This is a genomic window from Streptomyces sp. NRRL S-1022, from assembly GCF_000720135.1.
Classification (GTDB): domain Bacteria; phylum Actinomycetota; class Actinomycetes; order Streptomycetales; family Streptomycetaceae; genus Streptomyces.
Map to the genome: position 1 here is coordinate 25,109 of NZ_JOIU01000036.1, position 25,618 is coordinate 50,726.

General features: G+C 73.0%; 29 protein-coding genes and 1 riboswitch. Of the genes, 18 read left to right on the forward strand and 11 right to left on the reverse strand.

Annotated elements, in window-relative coordinates; genetic code table 11:
* The first annotated feature begins 123 nt into the window (after nt 1-123).
* The 6 genes from IG05_RS0136695 (at nt 124) to IG05_RS0136720 (ending at nt 5,100) form a co-directional block, all read left to right on the forward strand.
* Entirely contained in the window at nt 124-921 is a 798-nt protein-coding gene (locus IG05_RS0136695) for a metallophosphoesterase family protein (protein ID WP_030348437.1), read from the forward strand.
* A gap of 121 nt (nt 922-1,042) precedes the next feature.
* Nucleotides 1,043-1,486, forward strand: coding sequence for an SRPBCC family protein (locus IG05_RS0136700; RefSeq protein ID WP_030348438.1), 444 nt, complete (start codon nt 1,043-1,045; stop codon nt 1,484-1,486).
* A 44-nt stretch (nt 1,487-1,530) separates the two neighbouring features.
* Nucleotides 1,531-2,703 (forward strand): ArsA family ATPase, encoded by a 1,173-nt coding sequence (locus IG05_RS0136705; RefSeq protein WP_030348439.1) that lies wholly within the window; start codon nt 1,531-1,533, stop codon nt 2,701-2,703.
* Nucleotides 2,704-2,758: 55 nt separating this feature from the next.
* A complete protein-coding gene (locus IG05_RS0136710; RefSeq protein WP_030348440.1) occupies nt 2,759-3,250 on the forward strand; it encodes a DUF5304 domain-containing protein in 492 nt (163 codons plus the stop codon).
* Between the two features lie 67 nt (nt 3,251-3,317).
* Nucleotides 3,318-4,271 (forward strand): ROK family glucokinase, encoded by a 954-nt coding sequence (locus IG05_RS0136715; RefSeq protein ID WP_030348441.1) that lies wholly within the window; start codon nt 3,318-3,320, stop codon nt 4,269-4,271.
* Between the two features lie 79 nt (nt 4,272-4,350).
* A complete protein-coding gene (locus tag IG05_RS0136720; RefSeq protein ID WP_030348442.1) occupies nt 4,351-5,100 on the forward strand; it encodes an endonuclease/exonuclease/phosphatase family protein in 750 nt (249 codons plus the stop codon).
* 269 nt (nt 5,101-5,369) lie between these two features.
* Here the strand turns inward: IG05_RS0136720 and IG05_RS0136730 are convergent, their stop codons facing one another.
* Together IG05_RS0136730 and IG05_RS0136735 are read right to left on the reverse strand one after the other, a co-directional pair.
* On the reverse strand, nt 5,370-6,035 hold the full coding sequence (locus IG05_RS0136730) for a hypothetical protein (protein ID WP_030348443.1): 666 nt from the start codon (nt 6,033-6,035) through the stop codon (nt 5,370-5,372).
* Entirely contained in the window at nt 6,028-6,807 is a 780-nt protein-coding gene (locus IG05_RS0136735; protein WP_030348444.1) for an alpha/beta hydrolase, read from the reverse strand. The genes IG05_RS0136730 and IG05_RS0136735 overlap by 8 nt, the downstream gene beginning before the upstream one ends.
* 106 nt (nt 6,808-6,913) lie before the next feature.
* Between IG05_RS0136735 and IG05_RS0136740 the strand changes: the two genes are divergently transcribed.
* The 4 genes from IG05_RS0136740 to IG05_RS0136755 all read left to right on the forward strand — a co-directional run bounded on the left by IG05_RS0136740 (nt 6,914) and on the right by IG05_RS0136755 (nt 10,728).
* Nucleotides 6,914-7,657, forward strand: coding sequence for a lysophospholipid acyltransferase family protein (locus IG05_RS0136740; RefSeq protein ID WP_037815434.1), 744 nt, complete (start codon nt 6,914-6,916; stop codon nt 7,655-7,657).
* Nucleotides 7,658-7,694: 37 nt separating this feature from the next.
* Nucleotides 7,695-8,930 carry a MacS family sensor histidine kinase gene (gene macS, locus IG05_RS0136745; RefSeq protein ID WP_030348446.1) on the forward strand — a complete coding sequence of 412 codons (1,236 nt, stop codon included), beginning with the start codon at nt 7,695-7,697 and terminating at the stop codon, nt 8,928-8,930.
* Nucleotides 8,927-9,604, forward strand: a complete 678-nt coding sequence (locus tag IG05_RS0136750) for a response regulator (RefSeq protein WP_030348447.1) — start codon at nt 8,927-8,929, stop codon at nt 9,602-9,604. Before macS ends, IG05_RS0136750 begins: the two co-directional genes overlap by 4 nt.
* 95 nt (nt 9,605-9,699) lie before the next feature.
* Nucleotides 9,700-10,728, forward strand: coding sequence for a 6-phosphofructokinase (locus IG05_RS0136755; RefSeq protein WP_030348448.1), 1,029 nt, complete (start codon nt 9,700-9,702; stop codon nt 10,726-10,728).
* Between the two features lie 17 nt (nt 10,729-10,745).
* Here IG05_RS0136755 and IG05_RS0136760 read toward each other — a convergent pair whose 3' ends face one another.
* Complete coding sequence (locus IG05_RS0136760; RefSeq protein WP_030348449.1) at nt 10,746-12,617, reverse strand: anthranilate synthase family protein; 1,872 nt, start codon at nt 12,615-12,617, stop codon at nt 10,746-10,748.
* A 99-nt stretch (nt 12,618-12,716) separates the two neighbouring features.
* Nucleotides 12,717-12,773, reverse strand: coding sequence for a trp operon leader peptide (locus tag IG05_RS50765; RefSeq protein WP_079060191.1), 57 nt, complete (start codon nt 12,771-12,773; stop codon nt 12,717-12,719).
* A gap of 111 nt (nt 12,774-12,884) precedes the next feature.
* On the opposite strand from IG05_RS50765, the gene IG05_RS0136765 reads away from it, so the two are divergent.
* The gene (locus IG05_RS0136765; RefSeq protein WP_030348450.1) at nt 12,885-14,237 is read left to right on the forward strand and encodes a class II 3-deoxy-7-phosphoheptulonate synthase; all 1,353 of its coding nucleotides are present in this window, start codon (nt 12,885-12,887) and stop codon (nt 14,235-14,237) included.
* Nucleotides 14,238-14,387: 150 nt separating this feature from the next.
* Nucleotides 14,388-14,624 carry a (2Fe-2S)-binding protein gene (locus tag IG05_RS0136770; RefSeq protein WP_030348451.1) on the forward strand — a complete coding sequence of 79 codons (237 nt, stop codon included), beginning with the start codon at nt 14,388-14,390 and terminating at the stop codon, nt 14,622-14,624.
* A 3-nt stretch (nt 14,625-14,627) separates the two neighbouring features.
* Here the strand turns inward: IG05_RS0136770 and bfr are convergent, their stop codons facing one another.
* Nucleotides 14,628-15,110, reverse strand: a complete 483-nt coding sequence (gene bfr, locus IG05_RS0136775; RefSeq protein ID WP_030348452.1) for a bacterioferritin — start codon at nt 15,108-15,110, stop codon at nt 14,628-14,630.
* A 174-nt stretch (nt 15,111-15,284) separates the two neighbouring features.
* Here bfr and IG05_RS0136780 point away from each other — a divergent pair, with 174 nt between their 5' ends.
* On the forward strand, nt 15,285-15,917 hold the full coding sequence (locus tag IG05_RS0136780; protein WP_030348453.1) for a sulfite oxidase-like oxidoreductase: 633 nt from the start codon (nt 15,285-15,287) through the stop codon (nt 15,915-15,917).
* A 16-nt stretch (nt 15,918-15,933) separates the two neighbouring features.
* Here the strand turns inward: IG05_RS0136780 and IG05_RS0136785 are convergent, their stop codons facing one another.
* The 6 genes from IG05_RS0136785 to thiO all read right to left on the reverse strand — a co-directional run bounded on the left by IG05_RS0136785 (nt 15,934) and on the right by thiO (nt 21,647).
* Nucleotides 15,934-16,443, reverse strand: coding sequence for a DUF4396 domain-containing protein (locus tag IG05_RS0136785; RefSeq protein ID WP_030348454.1), 510 nt, complete (start codon nt 16,441-16,443; stop codon nt 15,934-15,936).
* Between the two features lie 77 nt (nt 16,444-16,520).
* On the reverse strand, nt 16,521-17,399 hold the full coding sequence (locus IG05_RS0136790; RefSeq protein WP_078894758.1) for a deoxyribonuclease IV: 879 nt from the start codon (nt 17,397-17,399) through the stop codon (nt 16,521-16,523).
* A gap of 58 nt (nt 17,400-17,457) precedes the next feature.
* Entirely contained in the window at nt 17,458-19,389 is a 1,932-nt protein-coding gene (gene pknB, locus IG05_RS0136795) for a Stk1 family PASTA domain-containing Ser/Thr kinase (protein ID WP_030348456.1), read from the reverse strand.
* 81 nt (nt 19,390-19,470) lie between these two features.
* Nucleotides 19,471-20,265 (reverse strand): thiazole synthase, encoded by a 795-nt coding sequence (locus IG05_RS0136800; protein ID WP_030348457.1) that lies wholly within the window; start codon nt 20,263-20,265, stop codon nt 19,471-19,473.
* Between the two features lie 3 nt (nt 20,266-20,268).
* The gene (gene thiS / locus IG05_RS0136805; protein WP_030348458.1) at nt 20,269-20,481 is read right to left on the reverse strand and encodes a sulfur carrier protein ThiS; all 213 of its coding nucleotides are present in this window, start codon (nt 20,479-20,481) and stop codon (nt 20,269-20,271) included.
* Entirely contained in the window at nt 20,478-21,647 is a 1,170-nt protein-coding gene (gene thiO, locus IG05_RS0136810; RefSeq protein ID WP_030348459.1) for a glycine oxidase ThiO, read from the reverse strand. Before thiO ends, thiS begins: the two co-directional genes overlap by 4 nt.
* Nucleotides 21,645-21,756, reverse strand: a riboswitch (TPP riboswitch). It overlaps the preceding gene by 3 nt.
* A 53-nt stretch (nt 21,757-21,809) precedes the next feature.
* Between thiO and IG05_RS0136815 the strand changes: the two genes are divergently transcribed.
* The 5 genes from IG05_RS0136815 (at nt 21,810) to metF (ending at nt 25,618) form a co-directional block, all read left to right on the forward strand.
* Nucleotides 21,810-22,160: a hypothetical protein gene (locus IG05_RS0136815; RefSeq protein WP_030348460.1), complete on the forward strand. Its 351-nt coding sequence runs from the start codon at nt 21,810-21,812 to the stop codon at nt 22,158-22,160.
* 32 nt (nt 22,161-22,192) lie between these two features.
* The gene (locus IG05_RS0136820) at nt 22,193-23,425 is read left to right on the forward strand and encodes an NAD(P)/FAD-dependent oxidoreductase (RefSeq protein WP_078894760.1); all 1,233 of its coding nucleotides are present in this window, start codon (nt 22,193-22,195) and stop codon (nt 23,423-23,425) included.
* A 64-nt stretch (nt 23,426-23,489) separates the two neighbouring features.
* Nucleotides 23,490-23,855, forward strand: a complete 366-nt coding sequence (locus IG05_RS0136825) for an Rv2175c family DNA-binding protein (protein WP_030348462.1) — start codon at nt 23,490-23,492, stop codon at nt 23,853-23,855.
* A 92-nt stretch (nt 23,856-23,947) separates the two neighbouring features.
* Nucleotides 23,948-24,598 carry a thiamine phosphate synthase gene (gene thiE, locus IG05_RS0136830; RefSeq protein ID WP_030348463.1) on the forward strand — a complete coding sequence of 217 codons (651 nt, stop codon included), beginning with the start codon at nt 23,948-23,950 and terminating at the stop codon, nt 24,596-24,598.
* Nucleotides 24,599-24,694: 96 nt separating this feature from the next.
* Nucleotides 24,695-25,618, forward strand: coding sequence for a methylenetetrahydrofolate reductase [NAD(P)H] (gene metF / locus IG05_RS0136835; RefSeq protein ID WP_051790651.1), 924 nt, complete (start codon nt 24,695-24,697; stop codon nt 25,616-25,618).

Consider the following 25,618-nt stretch of genomic DNA (forward strand, 5'->3'; position numbering starts at 1 on the left):
CGCTGCGTCACACAGGTGGGCGTTCCTTTGCGCACAGTAGTCCACGGCCCAACCGACCGGCGAGTAACCGCAGGCCGGACCGGCACTGTTCACCTCCACCGCACACGCCTACGCTTGATCGCCATGGCATCCACACGCTCCGGCAACCGGCGGACCCGCGTCCACGTCGTCAGCGACGTGCACGGCAACGCCCGCGACCTGGCCCGCGCCGGCGACGGTGCCGACGCCCTGATCTGCCTGGGCGACCTCGTCCTCTTCCTCGACTACGCCGACCACTCGCGCGGCATCTTCCCGGACCTGTTCGGCAAGGAGAACGCCGACCGCATCGTCGAGCTGCGCACCGCCCGCCGCTTCGCCGAGGCCCGGGAGTTCGGCGCCCGGCTGTGGGCCGGCATCGGCACCGACCGGGCCACGGCCATCGAGCAGGCCGTGCGGGGGCAGTACGCCGAACTCTTCGCCGCGTTCCCCACGCCGACGTACGCCACCTACGGAAACGTCGACATGCCACAGCTGTGGCCGGAGTACGTCCGGCCCGGCACCACCGTCCTCGACGGCCAGCGGGTGGAGATCGGCGGCCGTGTCTTCGGATTCGTCGGCGGCGGCCTGCGCACCCCCATGCGCACCCCGTACGAGATCGATGACGAGGAGTACGCGGCGAAGATCGAGGCCGTCGGCGAGGTCGACGTGCTGTGCACCCACATCCCGCCCGAGGTCCCCGAGCTGGTGTACGACACCGTCGCGCGCCGCTTCGAGCGGGGCAGCCGGGCCCTGCTCGACGCCATCCGCCGCACCCGGCCCCGGTACGCGCTGTTCGGGCACGTGCACCAGCCGCTGGCACGGCGGATGCGGATCGGCGCCACCGAGTGCGTGAACGTGGGGCACTTCGCCGGCACCGGCACGCCCTGGGCGCTCGAATGGTGAGGCACACGGGCGCGGTGAAGGCGGCAGGTCGGCGGCGCGGTAGCCTTCACGCTGCACACACGTGCGCAGCCCGGCGCACACAGACCTCTCCCACCGGCCCGCATCTGGAGGAGCCACCGCGATGGCGGAACACACCAGTTCGAGCATCACGATCGAGGCGGCTCCGGCCGACGTCATGGCGGTGATCGCCGACTTCGCGCGCTACCCGGACTGGACCGGCGAGGTGAAGGAGGCGGAGGTCCTCGCCACCGACGGGCAGGGCCGCGCCGAACAGGTCCGCCTGGTCATGGACGCCGGCGCCATCAAGGACGACCAGACCCTCGCCTACACCTGGACCGGCGGCCACGAGGTCTCCTGGACCCTGGTCAAGTCCCAGATGCTCCGTTCCCTCGACGGCTCCTACCTGCTGAAGCCGGCCGGCGCGGGCGCCACCGAGGTCACCTACCGGCTGACGGTCGACGTCAAGATCCCCATGCTCGGCATGATCAAGCGCAAGGCGGAGAAGGTCATCATCGACCGCGCGCTGGCGGGCCTGAAGAAGCGGGTCGAGTCCGGGGAGAAGTAGTCGCTCCGCTGCGGCCCGCGCGCCCGGCGGTACCGTTCACCCTCATGCGCACCATCCTGATCACGGGCCCGGGCGGCAGCGGGCGCACGACCGTCGCCGCCGCCACCGCGCTCACCGCCGCCCGCGAGGGCCGCCGCACCCTCCTGCTGAGCGCCGACCGCACGGACACCCCGGGCACGGCACTGGGCACCGCGACAGGACCGGCCCCCGCCGACGTCACCGAGCGCCTCACCGCCTGGCGGCCCGACGCCGGCGCCCGCTTCCGGGCGGACCTCACCGCCTTCCAGACCCGCGCCGCGAGCGTCCTCGACCTCCTGGGCGCGGCCCGCCTGGACGCCGAGGAGGTCACCCCGCTGCCCGGCGCCGAGGAACTGTCCTTCCTGCGCGCGCTGCGCGACGCGGCCCTGTCCGAGCGGTACGACCTGCTCGTCGTCGACCTCCCGCCGCTCCCGCAGGCCCTCGCCCTGCTCGCCCTGCCCGAGGAGCTGCGCCGCTACCTGCGCCGCCTGCTGCCGCCCGAGCGGCAGGCCGCCCGCGCCCTGCGCCCGGTCCTCGGCCGGCTGGCCGGCGTCCCCATGCCCGCCGACTGGCTGTACGAGACGGCCGCCCGCTGGGACGTCGAACTGGCCGCCGTCGAGGCCGTCCTCACCGACCGGGACACCGCCGTACGCCTGGTCGCCGAACCCGGACCGGCCGGTGCCGACGCCGTCCGCGCCGCGAGCCTCGGCCTCGCCCTGCGCGGCCTGCCCACCGAGGCCCTGATCGCCAACCGGACCCTGCCCGACGCCGCCCCCGACAGCTGGCTCGGCTCGCTCCTCGCCCAGCAGCGCAAGACGCTCGCCGACTGGCAGGAGACGTACGACGTCCACCCCGCCCCGCACCTGGGCCGCGACCCGCACGGCCCGGACGACCTCACCGCCCTCGCCGTGCCCGCCGTCAACCCGGCGCCCACCCCGGTCGGGTGGCCCGTCACCGACCGGCTCGCCGAGGACGGCGTCCTGGTCTGGCACCTCCCGCTGCCCGGCGCGATACGGGACGACCTGGACCTCGTCCGGCGCGGCGACGAACTCCTGATCACCGCGGGTCCGTTCCGCCGGATCGTTCCACTGCCCTCCGCCCTGCGCCGCTGCACCGTCGCCGGCGCCGCACTGCGCGACGGCGAGCTGCGCATCCGGTTCGCCCCCGACCCGGACCTGTGGCCCGCCGCGGGACGGTGAACGGGTACGCCCGTTCGGGTAACGTCGTAAAGGCGAACCGTAGTCAGGAGCCGCCATGAGCGAAGAGCGCCCCGCACCCGACCCTGCCGAGGAGGAGCGTCCGCGGGCGACCGACGCCGACGCCTGGGCCACGGCCTGTGCCGAGGACCTCGCCACCGAGCAGGCCCGCCGCCACGACCGGCACGGCCCGCCGCCCGGATCCGCCGCCGAGGAACTGAAGAGACTCGTGGACACGGTGGCCGACAAGCTGTCCGGCCTGCCGTCACCACTCCTCGGCGGTCTCGCCGGACCCGCCGCCCAGCAGGTGGTGCGGCAGGTCGTCCAGCAGGCGAAGGCCGCCGTCGAGCCCGTCATAGACCGCAACCCGGACGTGTTCGACCACCTCGCCGCGGCGGGCAGCGAGCTGCTGGCCGCCTACCGCTCCGCCGTCCAGGCCCAGGAGCAGCGCTGGACCGCCCGCAGCGCCGACCCCGCGGGCGACGACCGGCCGGGCCGGCGTGACCCGGGGGAGGGAGACGGTCCGGGCGAACGCATCGACCTGGACTGAAGCCCTCGCACGGCAGGGCCTCGGGTACGGTTGGCCGTAGCGGGGCTCGACCGAAACTGAGGGATTCATGGGACTCACCATCGGCGTCGACATCGGCGGCACGAAGATCGCGGCCGGCGTGGTCGACGAGGAAGGCAACATCCTCTCGACCTTCAAGGTGCCGACCCCCACCACGCCCGAGGCCATCGTGGACGCCATCGCCTCGGCGGTGGAGGGGGCGCGCGCCGGGCACGAGATCGTCGGCGTGGGCATCGGCGCGGCCGGTTACGTCAACCGCCAGCGTTCCACGGTGTACTTCGCGCCGAACATCGACTGGCGCAACGAGCCGCTCAAGGAGAAGGTCGAGGCTCGCACGGGCCTCCCGGTCGTGGTCGAGAACGACGCCAACGCCGCCGCCTGGGGCGAGTACAAGTTCGGCGCCGGCAAGGGCCACCGCAACGTCATCTGCATCACGCTCGGCACCGGCCTCGGCGGCGGCATCATCATCGGCAACAAGCTGCGCCGCGGCCACTTCGGCGTGGCCGCCGAGTTCGGCCACATCCGCATGGTCCCGGACGGCCTGCTGTGCGGCTGCGGTTCGCAGGGCTGCTGGGAGCAGTACGCCTCCGGCCGCGCCCTGGTCCGCTACGCCAAGCAGCGCGCCAACGCCACCCCCGAACGCGCCGAGGTCCTGCTGGCGCTCGGCGACGGCACCCCCGAGGGCATCGAGGGCAAGCACATCTCCGTGGCCGCCCGTCAGGGCGACCCGGTCGCCGTGGACTCCTACCGCGAGCTGGCCCGCTGGGCCGGCGCCGGCCTCGCCGACCTGGCCTCCCTCTTCGACCCGTCCGCGTTCATCGTCGGCGGCGGCCTCTCCGACGAGGGCGACCTGGTCCTCGACCCGATCCGCAAGTCGTACAAGCGCTGGCTGGTCGGCGCCAACTGGCGCCCGATGGCCGAGGTGATCGCCGCCCGGCTGGGCAACAAGGCGGGCCTGGTGGGCGCGGCGGACCTGGCCCGGGAGCCGGACCCCGTCATGTGACCGGCGTGCACTGCACGGGGGGCGCGAGGCCGTGTCGGCGGTTCTCGCGCCCCGCTTCGTCGGGCGTACATTGATCCACATGGAGCTGCTCCCCAACTCCCGTACGGAACCCGACGGTTCCGCGGTCATCAGGGTCCTGAGCTACAACATCCGCTCGATGCGGGACGACACGGCCGCCCTCGCCAGGGTGATCACGGCCTGCGCCCCCGACCTGGTCCTCGTCCAGGAGGCCCCGCGCTTCTTCCGCTGGCGCAAGAAGCTCGCCCGCCTGGCCGCGGCCTCCGGCCAGGTGATCCTCACCGGCGGGGCCACCGCCGCCGGCCCCGCGATCCTCTGCTCGCTCCGGGCCACCGTCGAGCGGACCGAGGACGTCCTCCTCCCGCTCACCCCCGGCCTCCACCGGCGCGGCCTCGCCACGGCGGTGGTCCGCTTCGGCGGCGCCCGCCTCGGCGTGGTCAGCTGCCACCTCAGCCTCCAGCAGGCCGAGCGCCGGGAGCAGGGCGGCATGCTCCTCGACCGCCTCGCCGCACTGGGCGCGGAGCACGCCGTCGTCGGCGGCGACCTCAACGAACGCCCCGACGGCCACACCTTCCGCCGGCTCGCCGGTACCCTCCAGGACTGCCGTACGACCGCGCCCTGGGGCGGCGAGTTCACCTCCACGCCCGCCGACCCCCACCAGCGCATCGACGCGATCTTCGCGACGGAGGGCATCGAGGTGCTGGGCTGCGGGGTGCCCCTGGGCCAGCCGGGCGTGCACGAAGCGGACCTGAGGGCGGCCACGGACCACCTCCCGGTCCTCGCCGCCCTCCGCGTCCCGGCCGGCGATTGAAGCAGTACAAGAAACCTCTTGCCCTCGCCCCCCCGGCCGCAGCGAGGGCGGCCTGAAGGGACAGCGCGGCTTCTCCTCCCGCGCGGCCGACGGCACGGTCACGTCCCGGCGGGCGGCGTCCGGTCCGGGCGTCAGGCGTTCTCGGGGCGCAGGCCGGCGAGCAGGGCCCGCTCCAGCGTGAGCGTGTCGCGCGGCATGGGCACACGACAGGTCACCAGGCCGCGTCCTGTACTGAGTCCAGGACGCCGGCCCGCCGCTCCCGTCCGGTGTCAGACCACCGCTCCGCGCCCCGGGTCGTCGTCCTCCTCGTCGTCCGTCCGCATCCGCGCCACCAGCGTCACGAAGCCGCCCAGGAAGCCGCCGATGCCGGCGGTCGCCAGCCACCAGGTCATCTCCCAGCCGAGCAGCACCGCCAGCAGGAGCAGGACGGGACCGCCGACCACCCCGAGCCAGGCGAACCGGGCGGTGGTGTCCGCGGTCGGCAGCGGCGGCGGCTCGGGCGGTACGAAGTGGCCCTCGTCGTCCTCGGTGAAGTCGTCGTCGGACGGCTCGGCCACCGCGTAGTCGCGCGGGCCGACGCCGGGCGCGAAGGAGACGGAACCGCCGAGGGGCCGGGCGGCCGGCCGGCCCGCGGAGTCCTCCGCGTCGCCCCCGGCGTCGCCGTCCGGCTCCGGCACCGGTTCCTTCGCCGGTTCCGTCACCGGCTCCTTCGCCAGCTGCCTCTCCAGCAGCGCCAGGTCCTCCACCGGCTTGAACGGCCGGGTGCCCGGCGGGTCCGGCGGCTCCTCGCCGTACCCGGCGACGATGGCCCGCCAGGCGGCGTCCTCGTCGAACGGCACCTCCTGCTTGTCCGGCTCGCGGACCTCGTGACCGTCGAGGCCCTCACGGCCCTCGCGGTCCTCACGGTCCTCGCGGTCGGAGTCGTGCTCAGCCAACTGCGGCCGTCCCTTCCTTGCCGACATCGGGTGCGAGCCGGCCGATGAAGGCGAGGCTCTCCTCGAAGACCCGGTCCGCATCCTTGTCCAACGTCGCCACGTGGTAGCTGTGTTCCAGCACGACCTCCGTGATGTCCGTGGACGACACCCGGCTCAGCACCCGCGCCGAGTCGGCCGCCGGCACCACATGGTCACGGGCGCTGCGCAGCAGCAGCAACGGCTGGGTGACCTGGGGCAGCTCGCCGTCCAGCCGGCGCAGGAACACCCGCAGCGAGTGCGCCGCGTGCAGCGGCACCCGGTCGTAGCCCAGCTCGGCCGCGCCCTCCTTCGCGATGTCGCTGGCGATGCCCCGGGTCGTGCGCACCAGGTGCCGGGCGACCGGGAGGGCGTACGCGGACAGGCCGTGCACCCGGTTCGCCGGGTTGACGACCACCGCGCCCGCGACCCGCTCGCCGTGCCGGGCCGCGAGCCGGAGGGCCAGCGCGCCGCCCATCGACAGGCCCGCGACGAAGACCCGGGAGCAGCGCTCGGCGAGCAGGCGCAGCTCGCGGTCCACCTCCGCGTACCAGTCCTGCCAGGTCGTGAGCTGCATGTCCTCCCAGCGGGTGCCGTGGCCGGGCAGCAGCGGCAGGGACACGGTCAGGCCGTGCGCCGCGTGGTGTTCCGCCCAGGGACGCAGCGACTGGGGCGAGCCGGTGAAGCCGTGGCAGAGGAGAACCCCCACCTCCCCGCCCTGGTGGCGGTACGGCTCGGCTCCGGGGAGAACTGGCATGTGCTTCACCGTACGCGACCGCACTGACACCGACCAGGGTCGTCGGGCTCATTGACGGTCCCCCGGGTTAAGGTCTCTGAGACGGAAACCAGGAGGCACACGGGTGTTGTACGGCACGATGAAGGTCGCCATCGGAGGGCCGCTGAAGGTCGCCTTCAGGCCTTGGGTGGAGGGCCTGGAGAACGTTCCGGCCACGGGCCCGGCCATCCTGGCCAGTAACCACCTGTCCTTCTCGGACTCGTTCTTCCTGCCGGCGGTGCTGGACCGCAAGGTCACGTTCATCGCCAAGGCCGAGTACTTCACCACCCCGGGCGTGAAGGGCCGGCTCACCGCCGCCTTCTTCAAGGGGGTCGGCCAGCTCCCGGTGGACCGCTCCGGCGCGCGCGGTGCCGGCGAGGCCGCGATCCGCAGCGGCATAGAGGTGCTGGAGAGCGGCGAGCTGTTCGGCATCTACCCGGAGGGCACCCGCTCGCCGGACGGCCGGCTGTACCGGGGCAAGCCCGGCGGCCTCGCGCGCGTGGCCCTCGCCACCGGCGCGCCGGTCATCCCGGTCGCCATGATCGACACGGAGAAGATCCAGCCGCCCGGCAAGGTGGTGCCGAAGCTGATGCGGCCCGGCATCCGCATCGGCAAGCCCCTGGACTTCAGCCGCTACCAGGGCATGGAACACGACCGGTTCGTGCTGCGCGCCGTGACCGACGAGGTCATGTACGAGATCATGAAGCTCTCCGGCCAGGAGTACGTCGACATGTACGCCACCGCCGCCAAACGGCAGATAGCCGAGGCGGCGAAGGCGGCCAGGGAAGCCGAGAAGGCCCAGAAGGCCGGGAAGAAGCAGGACGAGTCCTAGACGGGGGCACAAGGGGGAGCCGGGGGGACCGGGGGACATGCCCAAGCGCGAGCGCGTCATGCGGATGTCGGTCGAGCTGCCGCTGTGGCGCGCGCTCGCCGGCTACCGCGTCCTGACCATGCTGTACGCCATCGGCCTGTGCGCCACCGCGTACGACCACTTCGTCCGGCCCTGGGTCGCCGTCGCCTACTACGCCTTCCTGTTCGTGTGGACCCTCGCCACCCTGCCCAAGCTGGCCACCGCGGCCGCCTGCACCCGGCGTTTCCTGGCCGCCGACCTCACCGTCGCCCTCGCCGGCATCCTGCTCACCCCGGTCGCCGACAGCCACGAGCGGATCGCGGGCGGCGGCCCCACCCTGCCCTCGATATGGACCGCGGGCGCGGTGCTGACCTTCGCCATCAAGGGCGGCTGGCGCTGGGCGGCCGCCGCCTCCACGGCCGTGGCCGCCGTCAACCTGGTCGAGCGCGGCCACCCCGCCCGGGACACCGTGCACAACGTGATCCTCGTCTGGGTGGCCTCCATCGCGATCGGCTACGTCGTGGAGGTGGCCCGCGCCTCCGAGCGCACCCTCGCCCGCGCCCTGGAGATCGAGGCCGCGACCCGGGAACGCGAGCGGCTGGCCCGGGACATCCACGACAGCGTGCTGCAGGTGCTGGCGATGGTGAAGCGCCGGGGCGCGGCCCTCGGCGGCGAGGCGGCCGAGCTGGGCCGGCTGGCCGGGGATCAGGAGGTGGCCCTGCGCACGCTGGTGTCGGGCGGTCTGGTCCCGGTGTCCCGGGTCTCGGAGGACCTGGCGGCCGGTGCCGTCGTCCGCGCGGTGGAGGAGCCGGACGAGGACGACCCGGCGGGCCCGGTCGACCTGCGCTCCCTGCTCGCCCGCCACGCCGGCGCCCGGGTCAGCCTCGCCGAGCCCGGCGCCCCCGTGCTGCTGCCGCCGGCCGCGGCCCGCGAGGTGGCCGACGCGGCCGGGGCCGCCCTGGACAACGTGCGCCTGCACGCGGGGGCCGAGGCCCGGGCCTGGATCCTGGTGGAGGACGAGCCGGAGGAGATCGTCGTCACCGTCCGGGACGACGGCCCCGGCATTCCCGAGGGCCGGCTCGCGCAGGCCGAGGGGGAGGGCCGGCTCGGAGTGGCCCTGTCGATCCGCGGCCGGCTGCGCGACCTCGGCGGCAGCGCCGAGATCGTCTCGGTGCCCGGGCAGGGCACGGAAGTCGAACTGAAGGTACCGAAGGGCGCCGTGCGGGCGCGGGGGAAGAAGGCGGAGCAGCGATGACACAGCAGCAGGACCCGATCCGGGTCATGGTGGTGGACGACCACCCGATGTGGCGTGACGCGGTCGCCCGTGACCTGGCCGAGTCCGGCTTCGAGGTGGTCGCCACCGCCGGCGACGGCGAGCAGGCGGTCCGCCGCGCCCGGGCCGCCGCCCCGGACGTCCTGGTGCTCGACCTCAACCTGCCCGCCAAGCCCGGCGTCCAGGTGTGCAAGGAACTCGTGGGCCACAACCCGGCGTTGCGGGTCCTGGTCCTCTCGGCGAGCGGTGAGCACGCGGACGTGCTGGAGGCCGTGAAGTCCGGCGCGACCGGCTACCTGCTGAAGTCGGCCTCCACCGAGGAACTGCTGGACGCGGTCCGCCGTACCGCCGTGGGCGACCCGGTGTTCACGCCGGGGCTCGCCGGACTGGTCCTCGGCGAGTACCGGCGGCTGGCCGCCGAGCCGGTGCCCGCCCCGGACGCCGGCGAGCCGGGCGCGCCCCGGCTGACGGACCGGGAGACCGAGGTGCTGCGGCTGGTGGCGAAGGGCCTGAGCTACAAGCAGATCGCCGAACGCCTCGTCATCTCCCACCGCACGGTCCAGAACCACGTCCAGAACACCCTCGGCAAGCTGCAACTGCACAACAGGGTGGAGCTCGTGCGGTATGCGATCGAGCGCGGGCTCGACGAGGAGTAAACGCGCCCGAATCACCCTTCCCGCCTCTCCCGATGTGACACGGATCACCACTAGCGTGACTGTCTGTCAGGAAACCGCGGTGAAGGGACAATTCCATGCGGGTCGGAGTACTGACCGGAGGCGGCGACTGCCCCGGGCTCAACGCCGTCATCCGGGCCATCGTGCGCAAGGGCGTACAGGAGTACGGCTACGACTTCGTCGGCTTCCGGGACGGCTGGCGCGGACCTCTCGAAGGCGACACCGTGCGGCTCGACATCGCCGCGGTGCGCGGCATCCTGCCCCGCGGCGGCACCGTCCTCGGCTCCTCGCGCACCAACCCCCTCAAGGTGGAGGGCGGTGTCCGCCGTATCAAGGAGAACCTGGCCAAGCAGGAGATCGACGCCCTCGTCACGATCGGCGGCGAGGACACCCTGGGCGTCGCCGCCCGCCTGTCCGACGAGTACGGCGTGCCGTGCGTCGGCGTGCCCAAGACGATCGACAACGACCTGTCCGCCACCGACTACACCTTCGGCTTCGACACCGCGGTCGGCATCGCCACCGAGGCCATCGACCGGCTGCACACCACCGCCGAGTCCCACATGCGGGTGCTCGTCTGCGAGGTGATGGGCCGGCACGCCGGCTGGATCGCCCTCCACTCGGGCCTCGCCGGCGGTGCCAACGTCATCCTCATCCCCGAGCAGCGCTTCGACCTCGACCAGGTGTGCGCCTGGATCACCTCCCGCTTCCGGGCGTCGTACGCGCCGATCGTGGTCGTCGCCGAGGGCGCCATGCCGAAGGACGGCGACATGGTGCTCAAGGACCAGTCGCTGGACTCCTTCGGACACGTCCGGCTCTCCGGGGTCGGCGAGTGGCTGGCCAAGGAGATCGAGAAGCGCACCGGCAAGGAGGCCCGCACCACCGTCCTCGGTCACATCCAGCGCGGCGGCACCCCCAGCGCCTTCGACCGCTGGCTCGCCACCCGCTTCGGCCTGCACGCCGTCGACAGCGTCCACGACGGCGACTTCGGCACGATGGTCGCCCTGCGCGGCACCGACATCGTCCGCGTCCCGCTCTCCGAGGCCACCGCCAGGCTGAAGACGGTGGACCCGAAGCTGTACGAGGAGGCCGGGGTGTTCTTCGGCTGACGGCGGCCCTTCGGCGGCTACACGGTCGTGCGGCGCAGCTGACCGATCAGCTCCCGTACGACCGCGGCCCCGTTCAGCGTCAGCACCGACTCGGGGTGGAACTGCACGCCCGCGAAACCGGGGCCGCGCAGCGCGTGCACCTCACCGTTCCCCGCCCGGCTCAGCTCCACCCCGTGCGCGGCCAGCTCGCGGGCCGCGTCCTCGTCGCAGCGCGCCACGAAGCTGTTGTAGAAACCGACGGTCTCGTCCCGCCCGAACAGGTCGATCCGGGTCTGCGCCCCCTGGTGAGGCACCTCCTTGCGCACGATCTCCAGGCCCAGCTCCGCCGCGATCAACTCGTGCCCGAGGCAGACGCCCAGCACACCGTGCCGATGGGTGCGCACCACCTCGGCGGCGAGGCCGCGCAGGAACCGCATCCTGGGGTCGGCGAGGTCGCGGGGGTCACCGGGACCGGGCCCCAGGACGACCGGCCCCCGGTGGGCGAGGACCGCCTCCCGCAGCCCGGGCTCGTCGTGGCGCCGGACGGTCACGTCGAGCCCGCCCGAGCGCAGGACGTGCGCCAGCATCGCGGTGAAGGTGTCCTCGCCGTCCACGACGAGGGCGTGGCCCGCCAGGGCGTCGGACCGCTCCTGCATCCGCAGCCAGAACGGCGCGAGCCCGGCCCGGCGCCCGTCCAGCGCGGCCCGCACCCGCGGGTCGTCGGCCAGCCGGGGCAGCTCCCGCTCCCGCCGCGGCCGGGCCGGCCCCACCCCGAGGGCGGCCAGCACGCCCGCCGCCTTCGCGTGGGTCTCCGCGACCTCGCCGGCCGGGTCGGAGCCGCGCACCAGCGTCGCCCCGACGGGCACCCGCAGCCGGCCGTCGGCACCGATGTCGGCGGTGCGGATCAGGATGGGGGAGTCCAGGGTCTGCGCGCCCCCGGGGTCCCGGCCGAGCAGCGCCAGCGCACCGGCGTAGTAGCCGCGCCCGACGCCGTCCGGCCCGAGGGGCTCGTACCGTTCGATCACCCGGCAGGCGTTCTGCACCGGCGACCCGGTGACGGTCGCCGCGAACATCGTCTCCCTCAGCACCTCCCGCACGTCCAGGGAGGACTTCCCGCGCAGCTCGTACTCGGTGTGCGCGAGGTGCGCCATCTCCTTCAGCCGCGGGCCGACCACGATCCCGCCCATGTCGCCGACGGTGCACATCATCTTCAGCTCCTCGTCGACCACCATCGACAGCTCCTCGGTCTCCTTGCCGTCGGCGAGGAAGCCGAGCAGCTGCTCCGGCGTGGGGCCCTCGGCGGGATAGCGGTACGTGCCGCTGATCGGGTTCATCACCACGGTCCCGCCGCTCATCCGGACGTGCACCTCCGGGCTCGCCCCGACCAGCGTGCGCTCCCCGGTGTGCACCACGAACGTCCAGTACGCGCCCCGCTCGTCCGCCAGCAGCCGCCGGAACAGCGCGAGCGCGTCCGCCCGTCCGAAGCCGGGGACCGTGCCCTGGTACGTGCGCCGGATCACGAAGTTCGCGCCCTCGCCCCGGCCGATCTCCTCGCGCAGCACCCGCCCGACGATCTCGCCGTACTCCTCGTCGCCGACGTCGAAGCCCCCGCCCTCGACCCGCACCTCGTGCGCCGGCAGCTGGGAGAGCGCGTCGGCGAGCGGGATCTCGTACGACTCCTCGGGGGTCAGCACCAGCAGCGGGGTGCCGTCGTCGCGGACGTCGAAGCCCCGCTCGCGCAGCTGCCGGAACGGAACCAGGGCGAGCCCCTCGTCGGGCAGGTCGGCCAGCCGGTCCCGGCCGGTCACCGGGCCGAGCAGCACCTCCACCGGGTGCTCGTCGCGGCCCGGGGCGCGGCGGCGCAGCAGGGCGAAGGGGCGGGGGTCGTGCAGCAGCTGTGCCAGGTCCATGGTTCCTCTTCCGTCGGTGACTCGGTGAGGAGGAACGGCCCCGGGAAACGCCGAAGGCCGCCCCTCGGGCGGCCTTCGCGATGTCGGTGGTACGCGCGATCAGTGGGCCGCCGGAGAAGCGGTCCACCACCAGTTCTGGATCGACGGCGCGAACATGCGGGGAACCCTACCGCATGCCCGCGCTCCGTATGTCCGCACTCTGTATGCCGTGTCTCATTACCTGAGCACCGACGGGAAGGCGCGACAGCACCCCGTAGTGTTGAGTTCGTGACCGTGAACGCTAAGACCAGCCCGAGCGCTGGCAACACCTGGCGAAACCTGCCCGCGGCGCAGCAGCCCGAGTACCCCGACACCGAGGCTCTGCGCGCAGTGATCGCGGACCTTGAGTCGTATCCGCCGCTCGTCTTCGCGGGCGAGTGCGACCAGCTGCGCGCCCGGATGGCGGCCGTCGCCAAGGGAGAGGCGTTCCTCCTCCAGGGCGGCGACTGCGCCGAGGCCTTCGACGCGGTGTCCGCCGACCACATCCGCAACAAGCTGAAGACGCTGCTCCAGATGGGCGCCGTCCTGACCTACGCGGCCTCCGTGCCCGTGGTGAAGGTCGGCCGGATCGCCGGGCAGTACTCCAAGCCCCGCTCCAAGCCGTTGGAGACCCGTGACGGCGTGACGCTCCCGGTGTACCGGGGCGACTCCGTCAACGGCTTCGACTTCACCGAGGCCAGCCGCATCCCGGACCCCGAGCGGCTGAAGCGCATGTACCACGCGTCGGCGTCCACGCTGAACCTGGTGCGCGCCTTCACCACCGGCGGTTACGCGGACCTGCGCCAGGTGCACGCCTGGAACCAGGACTTCGTGCGCACCTCGCCGTCGGGCCAGCGCTACGAGCAGCTCGCCCGGGAGATCGACAACGCGCTGAACTTCATGCGGGCCTGCGGCACCGACCCGGAGGAGTTCAAGACCGTCGAGTTCTTCTCCTCGCACGAGGCGCTGCTGCTGGACTACGAGTCCGCCCTGACCCGGGTCGACTCCCGCACCGGCAAGCTGTACGACGTCTCGGCGCACATGGTGTGGATCGGTGAGCGCACCCGGCAGCTGGACCACGCGCACATCGAGTTCGCCTCGCAGATCCGCAACCCGATCGGCATCAAGCTCGGCCCGAACACCACGGCCGAGGAGGCGCTGCGGTACATCGACCGCCTCGACCCCGAGCGGGAGCCGGGCCGGCTGACCTTCATCGTCCGCATGGGCGCCGGCAAGATCCGCGACAAGCTCCCCGAGCTGGTCGAGAAGGTCACGGCATCCGGTGCCACGGTGGCCTGGGTGACCGACCCGATGCACGGCAACACCTTCGAGGCGGCCTCCGGGCACAAGACCCGCCGCTTCGACGACGTGCTGGACGAGGTCAAGGGCTTCTTCGAGGTGCACAAGGCGCTCGGCACGCACCCGGGCGGTATCCACGTGGAGCTGACCGGCGACGACGTCACCGAGTGCGTGGGCGGCGGCGACGAGATCTTCGTCGACGACCTGCACCAGCGCTACGAGACGGCCTGCGACCCGCGGCTGAACCGCAGCCAGTCGCTGGACCTGGCGTTCCTCGTCGCGGAGATGTACCGGGACCAGTGAGCGGCCGCTGAGCACCGGAAGGGGCGCGGATCACACCGGATCCGCGCCTCTTTCCCTTTTGCGGTCCCCACGGCATGGGTTAGGTTAGGTTTGCCTCACCGGGAACGGGACGGCAGTAGAGACAGCGATCCCGTCGGGAGGTGAATCCGCGTGTACGTGTGCAGCTGCTTCGGCATCACCGAGGACCAGGTGAAGCGGCACGCGGACCAGGGCGCCTGCACCCCCCGCCAGATCGCCTCCGCCTGCAAGGCGGGCACGGACTGCGGCTCGTGCGTCCGCCGGATCCAGGCCATCCTCGGCCGGGGCGCCTGCCCGCGCCGTGAGCTGGCCGACCAGGGCAGGCCGGCACTGGCGGAGATCCCCACGGACGTCCCCAGGGCGGCCTAGGGCTCAGCTGCTCTCCGGCTGCTCGATCAGCTGGGCGAGGTAGAGCGCCTCGCCGAGCTTCTCCAGCAGCTCCAGCTGGGTGTCGAGGTAGTCGATGTGGTGCTCCTCGTCGGCGAGGATGTCCTCGAAGACGTTGGCGGACGTGATGTCCCCCTTCTCTCGCATCACCTTGACGCCCCGCTTGAGCCGGTCGATCGCCTCCACCTCGATCTGCCGGTCGGCCTCGAACATCTCCCGCACCGTCTGCCCCACCCGCACGTGGAACAGCCGCTGGTAGTTGGGCAGCCCCTCCAGGAACAGGATCCGGTCGGTGAGCACCTCGGCGTGCTTCATCTCGTCGAACGACTCGTGCCGCGTGTACTTGGCGAGCTTGTACCAGCCGAAGTTCTCCTGCATCTTCGCGTGCAGGAAGTACTGGTTGATCGCCGTCAGCTCGCCGGTCAGCTGCTCGTTGAGGAACTCGATGACCTCGGGGTCGCCCTGCATCGCAGCGGCTCCTTCCACACGGGATACGGGAGAGGGTGCGGCGGCATGATTGCACCGGCGGCGAAGATCGTCCAGTAAGTGCGTACTTAGTAAGTTCGTGCTGACTTGATGCTTCTTGTCCGATTCCGGGGAAGGTGGTCAAGGGCACCGCCCGAGGTCTGTCAGGATGGATACATGGGTCATCCGGTGGAGCGAGAGTCTGGGGCAGCGACCGGGTCCGAGCTTCCGCCGGGTCAGCGGCTCCAGCGGGGCTGGCCGGTCACGCACTACGGTCCGGTCCCGAAGTTCCGGCCCGAACGCTGGGAGTTCCGGGTCTTCGGCGCCACCGCCGACGGGGACAAGCGCACCTGGGACCACGAGGAGTTCACGGCCCTGCCGTACACCACCGTGGTGGCCGATCTGCACTGCGTGACGAAGTTCAGCATGGTCGGCGCCGAGTGGGGCGGCATCCCGGCCCGCGCCATCCTCGACCTGGCCCCGCCGGCGCCGGACGTCACCCATGTGATGGTCTGGGCGGAGTACGGCTTCAGCTCGAACCTGCGCCTGTCGGACTTCGCCTCCGACCGCACCCTCTTCGCCACCCACAAGGACGGCGAGCTGCTCACCGCCGAGCACGGCTTCCCGGTCCGCCTCGTCGTGCCCCACCTGTACGCCTGGAAGGGCCCGAAGTGGGTCCGGGGCGTGGAGTACATGACCGCCGACCGCCGCGGCTTCTGGGAGGAGCGCGGCTACCACAACATCGGCGACCCCTGGAAGGAGCAGCGCTACTCCTACCAGGAGCAGCCCGGGGACGGCCCCGAGCTCTGACTCCCGGCCCGGCGCGTCAGTGGTGGTACCGGTGCACCACCGCGTGCCCCTTGCCCCGGCCGATCATCCACTTGTTGACCGGGGTGGTCACCACGAAGGCGATCACGAGCGAGACCGCGAGCGAGATCCAGAACAGCGCGTCGTCCAGCATGGCGTCCCGCGCGGCCGGCCAGACCACGATCACCCCGTTGTCGATCAGCTCCATCACGGCGATGGACAGCGTGTCCGCGGCCAGTGCCACCCGGAAGGCCGCACGGAAGCCGACGCCGGCCCGCAGGATCCCGCGCAGGGTGAGCGAGTAGCCGAAGAAGAAGGCCAGCACGATCGCGAGCAGGGTGGTCGCCAGGTTGCCCCAGCCCAGCGCCGTGCCGACGACCATGCCGAGCACCTCGCCGATGGCGCAGCCGGTGAGGCAGTGCAGGGTGGCCTGTGCGGCCGTTGCCCAGCCGGCCCCGCCCGCGTGACCGGCGTGGTGTGCGTGGTGTGCGTCGTGGTGGACGTGTTCCGTGTGTGCCTCGTGCTGCATGACGTGTACCCCCATGTCGGATGACGGCTCCTGCACCGGACAGGAACCGTATACCCCCCAGGGGTATTCCCACAGGGTTATGCGTCGCGCAGTTTCTTCAGCCGCTCCACGTCCGCCGCGTGCCCCTCCTTGCCGCCGGGCGTCTCGATGACCAGCGGGACGCCCTCGGTCGCGGGGTGGGTCATCAGCGCCCGGAACGGGTCCTCGCCGATGTGACCGGCGCCGATGTTCGCGTGCCGGTCCTTGTGCGCGCCCACCACGTCCTGCGAGTCGTTCGCGTGGATCAGCTTCAGCCGCCCCTCGCCCACGGTGTCCACCAGCAGGTCCAGGGTCTGGTGCATGCCGCTCGGCCCGGTCAGGTCGTGCCCGGCGGCGAAGACGTGGCAGGTGTCCAGGCACACGCCCAGCTTCGGATGGGCGTCCAGCGCCTCGAAGTACGGCCCGAAGTCCCAGGTCCGCGAGCACAGCGAGGCGCCCTGCCCGGCGGTCGACTCCAGCAGCAGGAACGGGTCGTCGTCGTGGGTCAGCTCGTCCAGCAGCGGCAGCATGTGCTGACGCACCTGCTTCAGCGCCACGTCCCGGGCCCGGCCGCCGGTCGCGCTGCCGGTGTGCACGACCACGCCCAGCGCGCCGATCTCCCGCCCGCGCCGCAGCGAGTGCCGCAGCGACTCCACCGACCGCTCCACCGTCGCCTCGGTGTGCGAGCCGAAGTTGATCAGGTACGGCGCGTGCACGTACGCCGGGACCGCCTCCTCGGCGCACGCCGCGCGGAACGCCTCGTCCTGCCGCGGATTGCCGGGCGGAGTGGCCCAGCCGCGCGGGTTGGCGACGAAGACCTGCACGGTCTCCGCCTTCAGGTCACGGGCGTACGACAGCCCCACGGAGTGCAGGCCGCCGGCCACCGGCACATGGCCGCCGACGGGGTTGCGCGGAAGGGAGGAGGGAAGTGGACTCACCCGTTCAGGGTGTCATGTCCGCCCCCCGCGACGGGACCGCAGTCCCCGGTGAGACCGGTCACCGGATGGTGATCGTGATGGTCGACCCCTTGGGCGCCTCGTCGCCGCCGGCCACCGACTGCTTCTTCACGGTGTCGCCGAACAGCCCGAGCAGCCCGCGGTCCTCGTCCACCTCGAAGCCGGCGGCCTCCAGGGCCTTGTGCGCGTCGTCCACGCTGTCCCCGGTCACGTCCGGGACCTCGACCATCTCGGGGCCCTTGGACAGGGTCAGCGTCACCGTGTCGCCCTCGGCGGCCCGGCTGCCCTCGTCCGGGCTCTGCGCGGCGACCTGGCCCTTGTCGTACTCGGAGTTGATCCGCCCGGCCGCGATCCTCACCTTCAGCCCGGCGTCCGTCAGCTCCTGCCGGGCGCTGTCCACGTCGTCGCCGGTCACGTCCGGCACGTCGACCGGGCTGCCCTTGCTCACGATCAGCGCGATCGCCGAGCCCGCGTGCCGCTCGGTGCCCGCCTCCGGCGTCGTACCGACCACCGAGCCCCTGGCCACGTCCTCGCTGAACTCGCGGGTGACCATGCCCGGCTCCAAGCCGTCCGCCTTCAGGCGTGCCTGCGCCTTCGCGAGCGACTGCCCCTTCACGTTCGGCACGTTCACCGTCTCCGGGCCCAGCGACACGGTCAGCGTCACCGCGTCGTGGTCCCGGATCCGCGCACCGGGCGCCGGGTCCGAGCCGATCACCGCGCCGCGCTTCACGGTGTCGCTGTACGCCCGCTTGACCTGGCCCACGTCGAGACCGGCCGCGCTCAGCCGGTGCCGCGCCTTCGCCTCGCTCTGCGCCAGCAGCGGCGGCACCTTGGTGAACTGTCCGGAGTTGATGTACCAGACCCCGGCGCCCACCCCGAGCACCACCAGGACGGCGGCGATCACCGCGAGCACCGCGCGCGGGGGCCGCCCCGGGCGCCGGCGGTGCGGCACGGGCGGGCTCTGGAAGCGGGCGGTGCGGTCGACGCCGTCCCCGGGGGCGTCCGCGTCCTCGTGGACGGGCAGCGGCCGGGGCACGGTCAGCGCGCGCGGGATCACGCTCGTGCGGTCCTCGGCGATGTCGTGCTCCGCGGTCAGCGCCTGCGGCGGCACCGCGTCCAGTTGCTCGTCGGTCAGCGTCAGGCGGGCCTCGCGGACCTGGGCGAGCAGCGCGACGGCGTCGTGCGGCCGGATGTCCGGGGTACGCGCGGTGGCCGACGCCACCAGCTCGTCCAGCGCGTACGGCAGCCCGGGCACCAGCGCCGAGGGCGGGGGCACGTCCTCGTGGATGTGCTTGTACAGCACCTGCGCCGGGGAGTCCCCGGCGTGCGGCTTCCCGCCCGTCAGCATCTCGTACAGGACCACACCGCACGCGTACACGTCGACGCGCGCGTCCGTGGCGCCCTGCTCGATCTGCTCCGGCGCGAGATAGGAGACGGTCCCGAGCACGGCACCCGTCGTGCTGGTCACCGTGTCCACGGAGCGCACCAGCCCGAAGTCGGCGACCTTGACCCGGCCGTCGTCGCCTATCAGCACGTTCTCCGGCTTCATGTCCCGGTGCACGAACCCGGCCCGGTGCGCGGCGCCGAGCGCGGCGAGCACCGGCTCCAGGACGTCCAGCGCGGCCCGCGGCTGCACCGCGCCCCGCTCGCGCAGCACGTCCCGCAGGGTGCAGCCGGCGATGTACTCCATCGCCAGGTAGACGTACGACCCGTCGGTCCCCTGGTCGAAGACCTGCACCACGTTGGGGTGGTCGAGCCGGGCGACCGACTTCGCCTCCCGGATGAACCGCTCGACGAACGTCCCGTCGGCCGCGAGCGCGGGGTGCATCACCTTCAACGCGAGCACGCGGTCCAGACGGGTGTCCAGGGCCCGGTACACCGTGGCCATCCCGCCGGCCGCGACGCGCGCGTCCACGCGGTACCGGCCGTCGAGCACCTGCCCGAGGAGAGGGTCCTGAAGGGTCGTATCCACGCAGGGGAGTCTACGAGGGGGCACGGACGGTTCCCGCGCCGAGAGCGCTTTCCGACCGGCACTGCAGCCGACCTGTGACGGTCAGAACGCCGGCCGCTCGGGATCCAGCCGGGCCAGCCCCTCCGGGGGAGACGACGCCTCGGCGAGGTACCGGCGCGGAATCCGCCCGGCCAGCCGGGCCAGCCGGCCCCCCTCCACCGCGAGCCTCATCGCGGACGCCATCCGCTCCGGCTCCTGCGCCCGCGTCACCGCGGAGGCGAGCATCACCCCCGCGCACCCCAGTTCCATCGCGAGCGCCACGTCGGACGCCGTGCCGGCCCCCGCGTCCAGGATCACCGGCACGCGCGCGTGCTCCACGATCAGCTGGAAGTTGTGCGGATTGCGGATGCCCAGCCCGGACCCGATCGGCGACCCCAGCGGCATCACCGCGGCGCACCCCACGTCCTCCAGCTTCCGCGCGAGCACGGGGTCGTCGTTGGTGTACGGCAGCACCGTGAACCCGTCGTCGACCAGTGTCTCCGCCGCCTCCAGCAGCTCCACCGGATCCGGCAGCAGCGTCCGCTCGTCGGCGATGACCTCCAGCTTCACCAGGTCCGTACCGAGCGCCTCCCGGGCCAGCCGGGCGGTCAGCACGGCCTCACCGGCGGTGAAACAGCCCGCCGTGTTCGGCAGCACCCGGATGCCGAGCCGCTCCAGCACCGACAGCACCGAGCCGTGCACGGAGGGGTCCACCCGGCGCATCGCGACCGTGGTCAGCTCCGTACCGGAGGCGATCAGCGCCCGCTCCAGCACGTCGAGACTGGGTGCCCCGCCCGTGCCCATGATCAGCCGGGAGGACAGGGTCAGGTCCCCGAGGACCAGGAGATCGTCCGCCATGGCTCAGCCTCCCTGCACGGCGGTGAGGACCTCGACCCGGTCGCCGTCGGCGAGAGCGGTCGCCGCCCACTGCGCGCGCGGGACGACGGTCTCGTTGACGGCGGCGGCCACCCCGCGCGGCGCCGCGGTGAGCGTCCGCACGAGGGTGTCGAGAGCGGTGCCCGGGGCGATCTCCCGGCGCTCCCCGTTGACGGAAATGCGGACCGGACTGTTCATGCGGGCTGCTCCAGCTTCTCCACGGGCGCGGCGCCGAAACGCTGCGGGGCGAACGGGCGGGCTTCCTCCGGCAGTTCACCGGCGACCAGGGTGTGCGCCAGCACGTCCCCGGTGACCGGGGTGAGCAGCACTCCGTTGCGGTGGTGCCCGGTGGCCAGCAGCAGCCCGGCCAGGCCGGACGGGCCGAGCAGCGGTGCGTTGTCGGGGGAGCCGGGACGCAGTCCGGCGCGCGTCTCGGTCAGCGGCAGCTCGGTGATGCCGGGCACCAGCTCGTGGGCGTCGCGCAGCAGCTCGTACACGCCCCCGGCCGTGACCGTCGTGTCCCAGCCCAGCTCCTCGCTGGTGGCGCCGACCACCAGTTCGCCGTTCTCCCGGGGCACCAGGTAGACGTGGCTGCCGCGCACCACGGCCCGGACGGTCCGGCTCAGGAACGGCGCGTACCGGCGCGGCACGGTCAGCCGCAGCACCTGCCCCTTGACCGGCCGCACCGGCGGCAGCAGTTCGTCCGGTACCCCCGCGAGCCGCCCGCTCAGGCTGCCCGCCGCGAGCACCACCTGGTCCGCGCGCAGCGCGGTGCCGTCCGCCGTGGTGACCCCGGCGGCCCGGTCCCGCACCACGTCCAGCCGCTGCGCCCACGCGCGGTGGAACACCACACCGGCCCGCTCGCACGCGGTCACCAGGGCCGCCGCCAGCCGGCGCGGGTCGATCTGGTGGTCGGCGTCCACCCGCAGCCCGCCGCGCACCCCCGGCGCCAGCATCGGCTCCAGACGCCGGCAGTCCCGCCCGGACAGCCACTCCGAGGCGAGCCCCGAGCGCTGCTGGAGTTCGTGCAGTTCCCGCAGATGGGCGCGGTCGTCGGCGTCCAGCGCGACGGCGAGGGTGCCGCAGCGGCGGTAACCGAGGTCGTGACCCGTCAGTTCGGCCAGCTCGGCCGCGAAACCGGGGTAGCGGCGGGCCGATTCCAGGTTCAGGGCGAGCAGGGTCTCCTCGCCGTAGTGCAGTTCGGTGACCGCGGCCAGCATCCCGGCCGCGACCTGCGCGGCCCCGCCGCCGGGCTCCGGGTCCACCACGGCCGTGGCGAACCCGCGCTGCGCCGCGCGCCAGGCCGTGACCAGGCCGATGATCCCGCCCCCGATGACGAGGACGTCGGACGTACGTGACGACATGGGCGTCCAGCCCCTCCCTTCGCCGGCATGACCCGGATCAGGTTCGTACGGTCGGAGGCCGCCAGCCTCCCTCTCAGCCCGGTGCGTCCGGGCTCCCGCGAGTGCTTGTACGGTGGCCACCCTAGCCCGCAGCCCTCCTCACCCGTAAGGGAGCCCCGCTTCATGGCCCGGTCGCTCGACGGACTGATCCTCGCCCCGGTGGCGGACCAAGCCCCAGGTCAGGTGGGCACCCGCACCCGTTTCACCTACCACGAGCAGGACGGCGCGATCTGGGCCGAGTACGCCGGCGGCGACGTCGTACGCGGCCGTCTGGTGGGCACCCGGGAGGGGGACCGGCTGGACTTCCGGTACGTGCAGCTGAAGACCGACGGGACGACCGCCTCCGGGCACTGCGTGTCCACGGTCGCCGAGCTGCCGGACGGGCGGGTGCGGCTGGAGGAGACCTGGGAGTGGGAGTCCCGGCCGGGCTCCGGCACGAGTGTTGTGGAACAGGTCACCGGTCAGGCCCCCTGACTGACAGATCGTCAATTGTCTATGGTGATCGGGTGAGCGAGCAGACAGCGCAAGAGGGCACGGCGGCGGGACGGCGCGTGGTCGTCGTCGGCGCGGGCATGGCCGGGGTGCAGACCGCGGTCGCCCTGCGCGAGCAGGGCTTCCGGGGCGGCGTGACCCTGATCGGCGCCGAGCCGCACCAGCCGTACGACCGGCCGCCGCTGTCCAAGGCCGTGCTGCTCGGCAAGGCCGAGGACTCCGCCTTCGAGGTCGACTTCGACTCCCTCGGGGTCGAGCTGCGGCTCGGCTGCGAGGTGCTGGGCCTGCGTCCCGCCGAGCACGAGCTGGACACCGAGGCGGGCCCGGTGCCGTACGACGTCCTCGTCCTCGCCACCGGCGCGGAACCGGTCCGGCTGCCCGGCGCCGAGGGCGTGCCCGGCGTGCACCTGCTGCGCACCCTGGACGACGCCGAACGGCTGCGGCCCGTGCTCGCCCGCCAGCACGACATCGTGGTCGTGGGCGCCGGCTGGATCGGCGCCGAGTTCGCCACCGCCGCCCGCGAGGCCGGCTGCGCGGTCACCGTCGTGGAGGCCGCCGAGCACCCGCTCGCCGGCGCCCTGCCCGCCGAGGTCGCCGCGCCCATGGCCGCCTGGTACGCCGACGCGGGCGCGGAGCTGCGCACCCGCGCGCGCGTGGAGCGTGTCGAGCCCGGCGAGGTGGTGCTCACGGACGGCACCCGGCTGCCCGCCGGCGCCGTCGTCGTCGGCATCGGCGCCCGCCCCGCCACCGCCTGGCTGGCCGGCTCCGGCATCGAGCTGGGCCCGCACGGCGAGGTCCTCACCGACGACCGCCTGCGCGCCTCCGCGCCGGACGTGTACGCCGTCGGCGACTGCGCCTCCTTCCCCTCGGCCCGCTACGGCGAACGGCTCCTCGTCCACCACTGGGACAACGCCCTCCAGGGCCCGCGCACGGTCGCCGCGAACATCCTCGGCGAGACCCCGGCCGTCTACGATCCGGTGCCGTACTTCTGGTCCGAGCAGTTCGGCCGGTTCGTGCAGTACGCCGGCCACCACGCCGCCGCCGACCGCCTGGTGTGGCGCGGTGACCCGGCGGGCCCGTCCTGGACGGTGTGCTGGCTGCGCGAGGGCCGCCTGGTGGCCCTGCTGGCGGTGGGCCGCCCCCGGGACCTGGCCCAGGGCCGCCGGCTGATCGAGGCGTCCCGGACCATGGACGCGGACGCCCTGGACGACCCGTCCCGCCCGCTGAAGGACGCCACCGCCGACTAGGACGTTCTCCCAGGTGGACCTGCCTGGCTTCCGACTGTCGGCGGGGGATGGCAGGCTTGTCCCCGTGACCGAGATTGACGCAAAAATTGATGCTCTCGTCCCCGCCTGGCTCACTCTCCCGGACATCGCCGAGATGCTCGGCGTCGAGGTGACGCGCGTCCGGCAGCTGGTCAAGGAGGGCCAGCTCGTCGCCGTGCGCCGTGGTGAGAACAAGGCGCTGCACGTCCCCGCCGCCTTCATCGACGGGGACAAGGTCGTCAAGGGCCTGGCCGGGACCCTGACGCTCCTGCGGGACGACGGCTTCACGGTCGAAGAGATGATCGAGTGGCTCTTCACCCCCGACCCGACCCTGCCCGGCACCCCCGCGCAGGCCCTGAGCGAGAATCGCGGCACGGAGGTGAAGCGCCGCGCCCAGGCGCTCGCCGTCTGAGCCGGCCCGCAGCAGGAGGTGGCGTGCGGACGGACGCCCGTACGCCACCGCCCCGGACCGCCGGGGACACCGACACCACGGGGGGACCACCCATGTCCGACACCGCCCGCGCCGCGCTCGCCGGCGCCCGCCTGTACCTGTGCACGGACGCCCGCAAGCGCCAGGGCGACCTGCCCGAGTTCCTGGACGCGGTGCTGGCCGGCGGCGTCGACATCGTGCAGCTGCGCGACAAGGGCATGGAGGCCGCCGAGGAGCTGGCGCACCTCGAGGTCTTCGCCGAGGCCTGCGCCCGGCACGGCAAGCTGCTCGCGGTCAACGACCGGGCGGACGTCGCCCACGCCGCCCGCGCCGGCGTGCTCCACCTCGGCCAGGGCGACCTGCCGGTCCCCGCGGCCCGCGCCATCCTCGGCGACGGCGTCCTCATAGGCCGTTCCACGCACGCCGAGGCCGAGGCCACCGCGGCCGCCGTCCAGGAGGGCGTGGACTACTTCTGCACCGGCCCCTGCTGGCCCACCCCCACCAAGCCCGGCCGGCACGCCCCCGGCCTCGGCCTGGTCCGCCACACGGCGGCCCTCGGCACCGGCCGGCCCTGGTTCGCCATCGGCGGCATCGACCTCGGCACCCTGGACCAGGTGCTGGACGCGGGTGCCCGCCGGGTGGTCGTGGTCCGCGCGATCACCGAGGCGGACGACCCGGGCGCGGCGGCCGCGGAGCTCGCGAAGCGGCTGCGGGACGCCGGCTAGAGCCTTTCTGTCCACTTGCTGGACAGGACAGCGACAAATCGGGCAATTTACCGGCATCCGGTTGGGGGACCGCCCACCCCTGGCTAACCTGCCGGTATGGCCCTCGGAACCGCATCCACCAGGACTGATCGCGCACGGACCGTGCGCGACATCCTCGCCACCGGCAAGACGACGTACTCGTTCGAGTTCTCGGCGCCGAAGACCCCGAAGGGCGAGCGGAACCTGTGGAGCGCGCTCCGGCGGGTCGAGGCGGTCGCCCCCGACTTCGTCTCCGTGACCTATGGCGCCGGCGGCTCCACCCGCGCGGGCACGGTCAAGGAGACCGAGCAGATCGTCGCGGACACCACGCTGACCCCGGTCGCCCACCTCACCGCGGTCGACCACTCCATCGCCGAGCTGCGCAACATCATCGGCCAGTACGCGGACGCCGGCATCCGCAACATGCTCGCCGTGCGCGGCGACCCGCCCGGCGACCCGATGGGCGAGTGGGTGCCGCACCCGCGAGGGCTGGCCTACGCCGCCGAACTCGTCCGGCTCATCAAGGAGTCGGGCGACTTCTGCGTGGGTGTCGCCGCCTTCCCGGAGATGCACCCGCGCTCCGCGGACTGGGACACCGACGTCGCCCACTTCGTGGACAAGTGCCGTGCGGGCGCCGACTACGCCATCACACAGATGTTCTTCCAGCCGGAGTCGTACCTGCGGCTGCGCGACCGGGTGGCGGCAGCGGGCTGTGACACCCCGGTGATCCCGGAGGTTCTGCCGGTCACGAGCGTGAAGATGCTGGAACGGTTGCCGAAGCTCAGCAACGCCCGCTTCCCGGACGCCCTGAAAGAGCGGATCCTCTCGGCGAAGGACGATCCGGCGGCGGTACGCTCCATCGGTATCGAGTTCGCCACGGAGTTCTGCGCTCGGCTGCTGGCCGAGGGAGTGCCCGGACTGCACTTCATCACGCTCAACAGCTCCACGGCGACCCTGGAAATCTACGAGAACCTGGGCCTGCACCACCCCCCGCAGGCCTAG

What these genes read in the sequence shown, in the direction of transcription:
- macS (WP_030348446.1), top strand. Translation starts at nt 7,695, where the DNA reads ATGCCCAAGCGCGAGCGCGTCATGCGGATGTCGGTCGAGCTGCCGCTG.
- metF (WP_051790651.1), top strand. Translation starts at nt 24,695, where the DNA reads ATGGCCCTCGGAACCGCATCCACCAGGACTGATCGCGCACGGACCGTG.
- IG05_RS0136735 (WP_030348444.1), bottom strand. Translation starts at nt 6,807, where the DNA reads ATGCCAGTTCTCCCCGGAGCCGAGCCGTACCGCCACCAGGGCGGGGAG.
- IG05_RS0136705 (WP_030348439.1), top strand. Translation starts at nt 1,531, where the DNA reads ATGCGCACCATCCTGATCACGGGCCCGGGCGGCAGCGGGCGCACGACC.
- IG05_RS0136780 (WP_030348453.1), top strand. Translation starts at nt 15,285, where the DNA reads ATGGGTCATCCGGTGGAGCGAGAGTCTGGGGCAGCGACCGGGTCCGAG.
- IG05_RS0136700 (WP_030348438.1), top strand. Translation starts at nt 1,043, where the DNA reads ATGGCGGAACACACCAGTTCGAGCATCACGATCGAGGCGGCTCCGGCC.
- bfr (WP_030348452.1), bottom strand. Translation starts at nt 15,110, where the DNA reads ATGCAGGGCGACCCCGAGGTCATCGAGTTCCTCAACGAGCAGCTGACC.
- IG05_RS0136755 (WP_030348448.1), top strand. Translation starts at nt 9,700, where the DNA reads ATGCGGGTCGGAGTACTGACCGGAGGCGGCGACTGCCCCGGGCTCAAC.
- thiS (WP_030348458.1), bottom strand. Translation starts at nt 20,481, where the DNA reads ATGAACAGTCCGGTCCGCATTTCCGTCAACGGGGAGCGCCGGGAGATC.
- IG05_RS0136800 (WP_030348457.1), bottom strand. Translation starts at nt 20,265, where the DNA reads ATGGCGGACGATCTCCTGGTCCTCGGGGACCTGACCCTGTCCTCCCGG.
- IG05_RS0136715 (WP_030348441.1), top strand. Translation starts at nt 3,318, where the DNA reads ATGGGACTCACCATCGGCGTCGACATCGGCGGCACGAAGATCGCGGCC.
- IG05_RS0136695 (WP_030348437.1), top strand. Translation starts at nt 124, where the DNA reads ATGGCATCCACACGCTCCGGCAACCGGCGGACCCGCGTCCACGTCGTC.
- IG05_RS0136760 (WP_030348449.1), bottom strand. Translation starts at nt 12,617, where the DNA reads ATGGACCTGGCACAGCTGCTGCACGACCCCCGCCCCTTCGCCCTGCTG.
- IG05_RS0136815 (WP_030348460.1), top strand. Translation starts at nt 21,810, where the DNA reads ATGGCCCGGTCGCTCGACGGACTGATCCTCGCCCCGGTGGCGGACCAA.
- thiO (WP_030348459.1), bottom strand. Translation starts at nt 21,647, where the DNA reads ATGTCGTCACGTACGTCCGACGTCCTCGTCATCGGGGGCGGGATCATC.
- IG05_RS0136785 (WP_030348454.1), bottom strand. Translation starts at nt 16,443, where the DNA reads ATGCAGCACGAGGCACACACGGAACACGTCCACCACGACGCACACCAC.
- IG05_RS0136710 (WP_030348440.1), top strand. Translation starts at nt 2,759, where the DNA reads ATGAGCGAAGAGCGCCCCGCACCCGACCCTGCCGAGGAGGAGCGTCCG.
- thiE (WP_030348463.1), top strand. Translation starts at nt 23,948, where the DNA reads ATGTCCGACACCGCCCGCGCCGCGCTCGCCGGCGCCCGCCTGTACCTG.
- IG05_RS0136750 (WP_030348447.1), top strand. Translation starts at nt 8,927, where the DNA reads ATGACACAGCAGCAGGACCCGATCCGGGTCATGGTGGTGGACGACCAC.
- IG05_RS0136720 (WP_030348442.1), top strand. Translation starts at nt 4,351, where the DNA reads ATGGAGCTGCTCCCCAACTCCCGTACGGAACCCGACGGTTCCGCGGTC.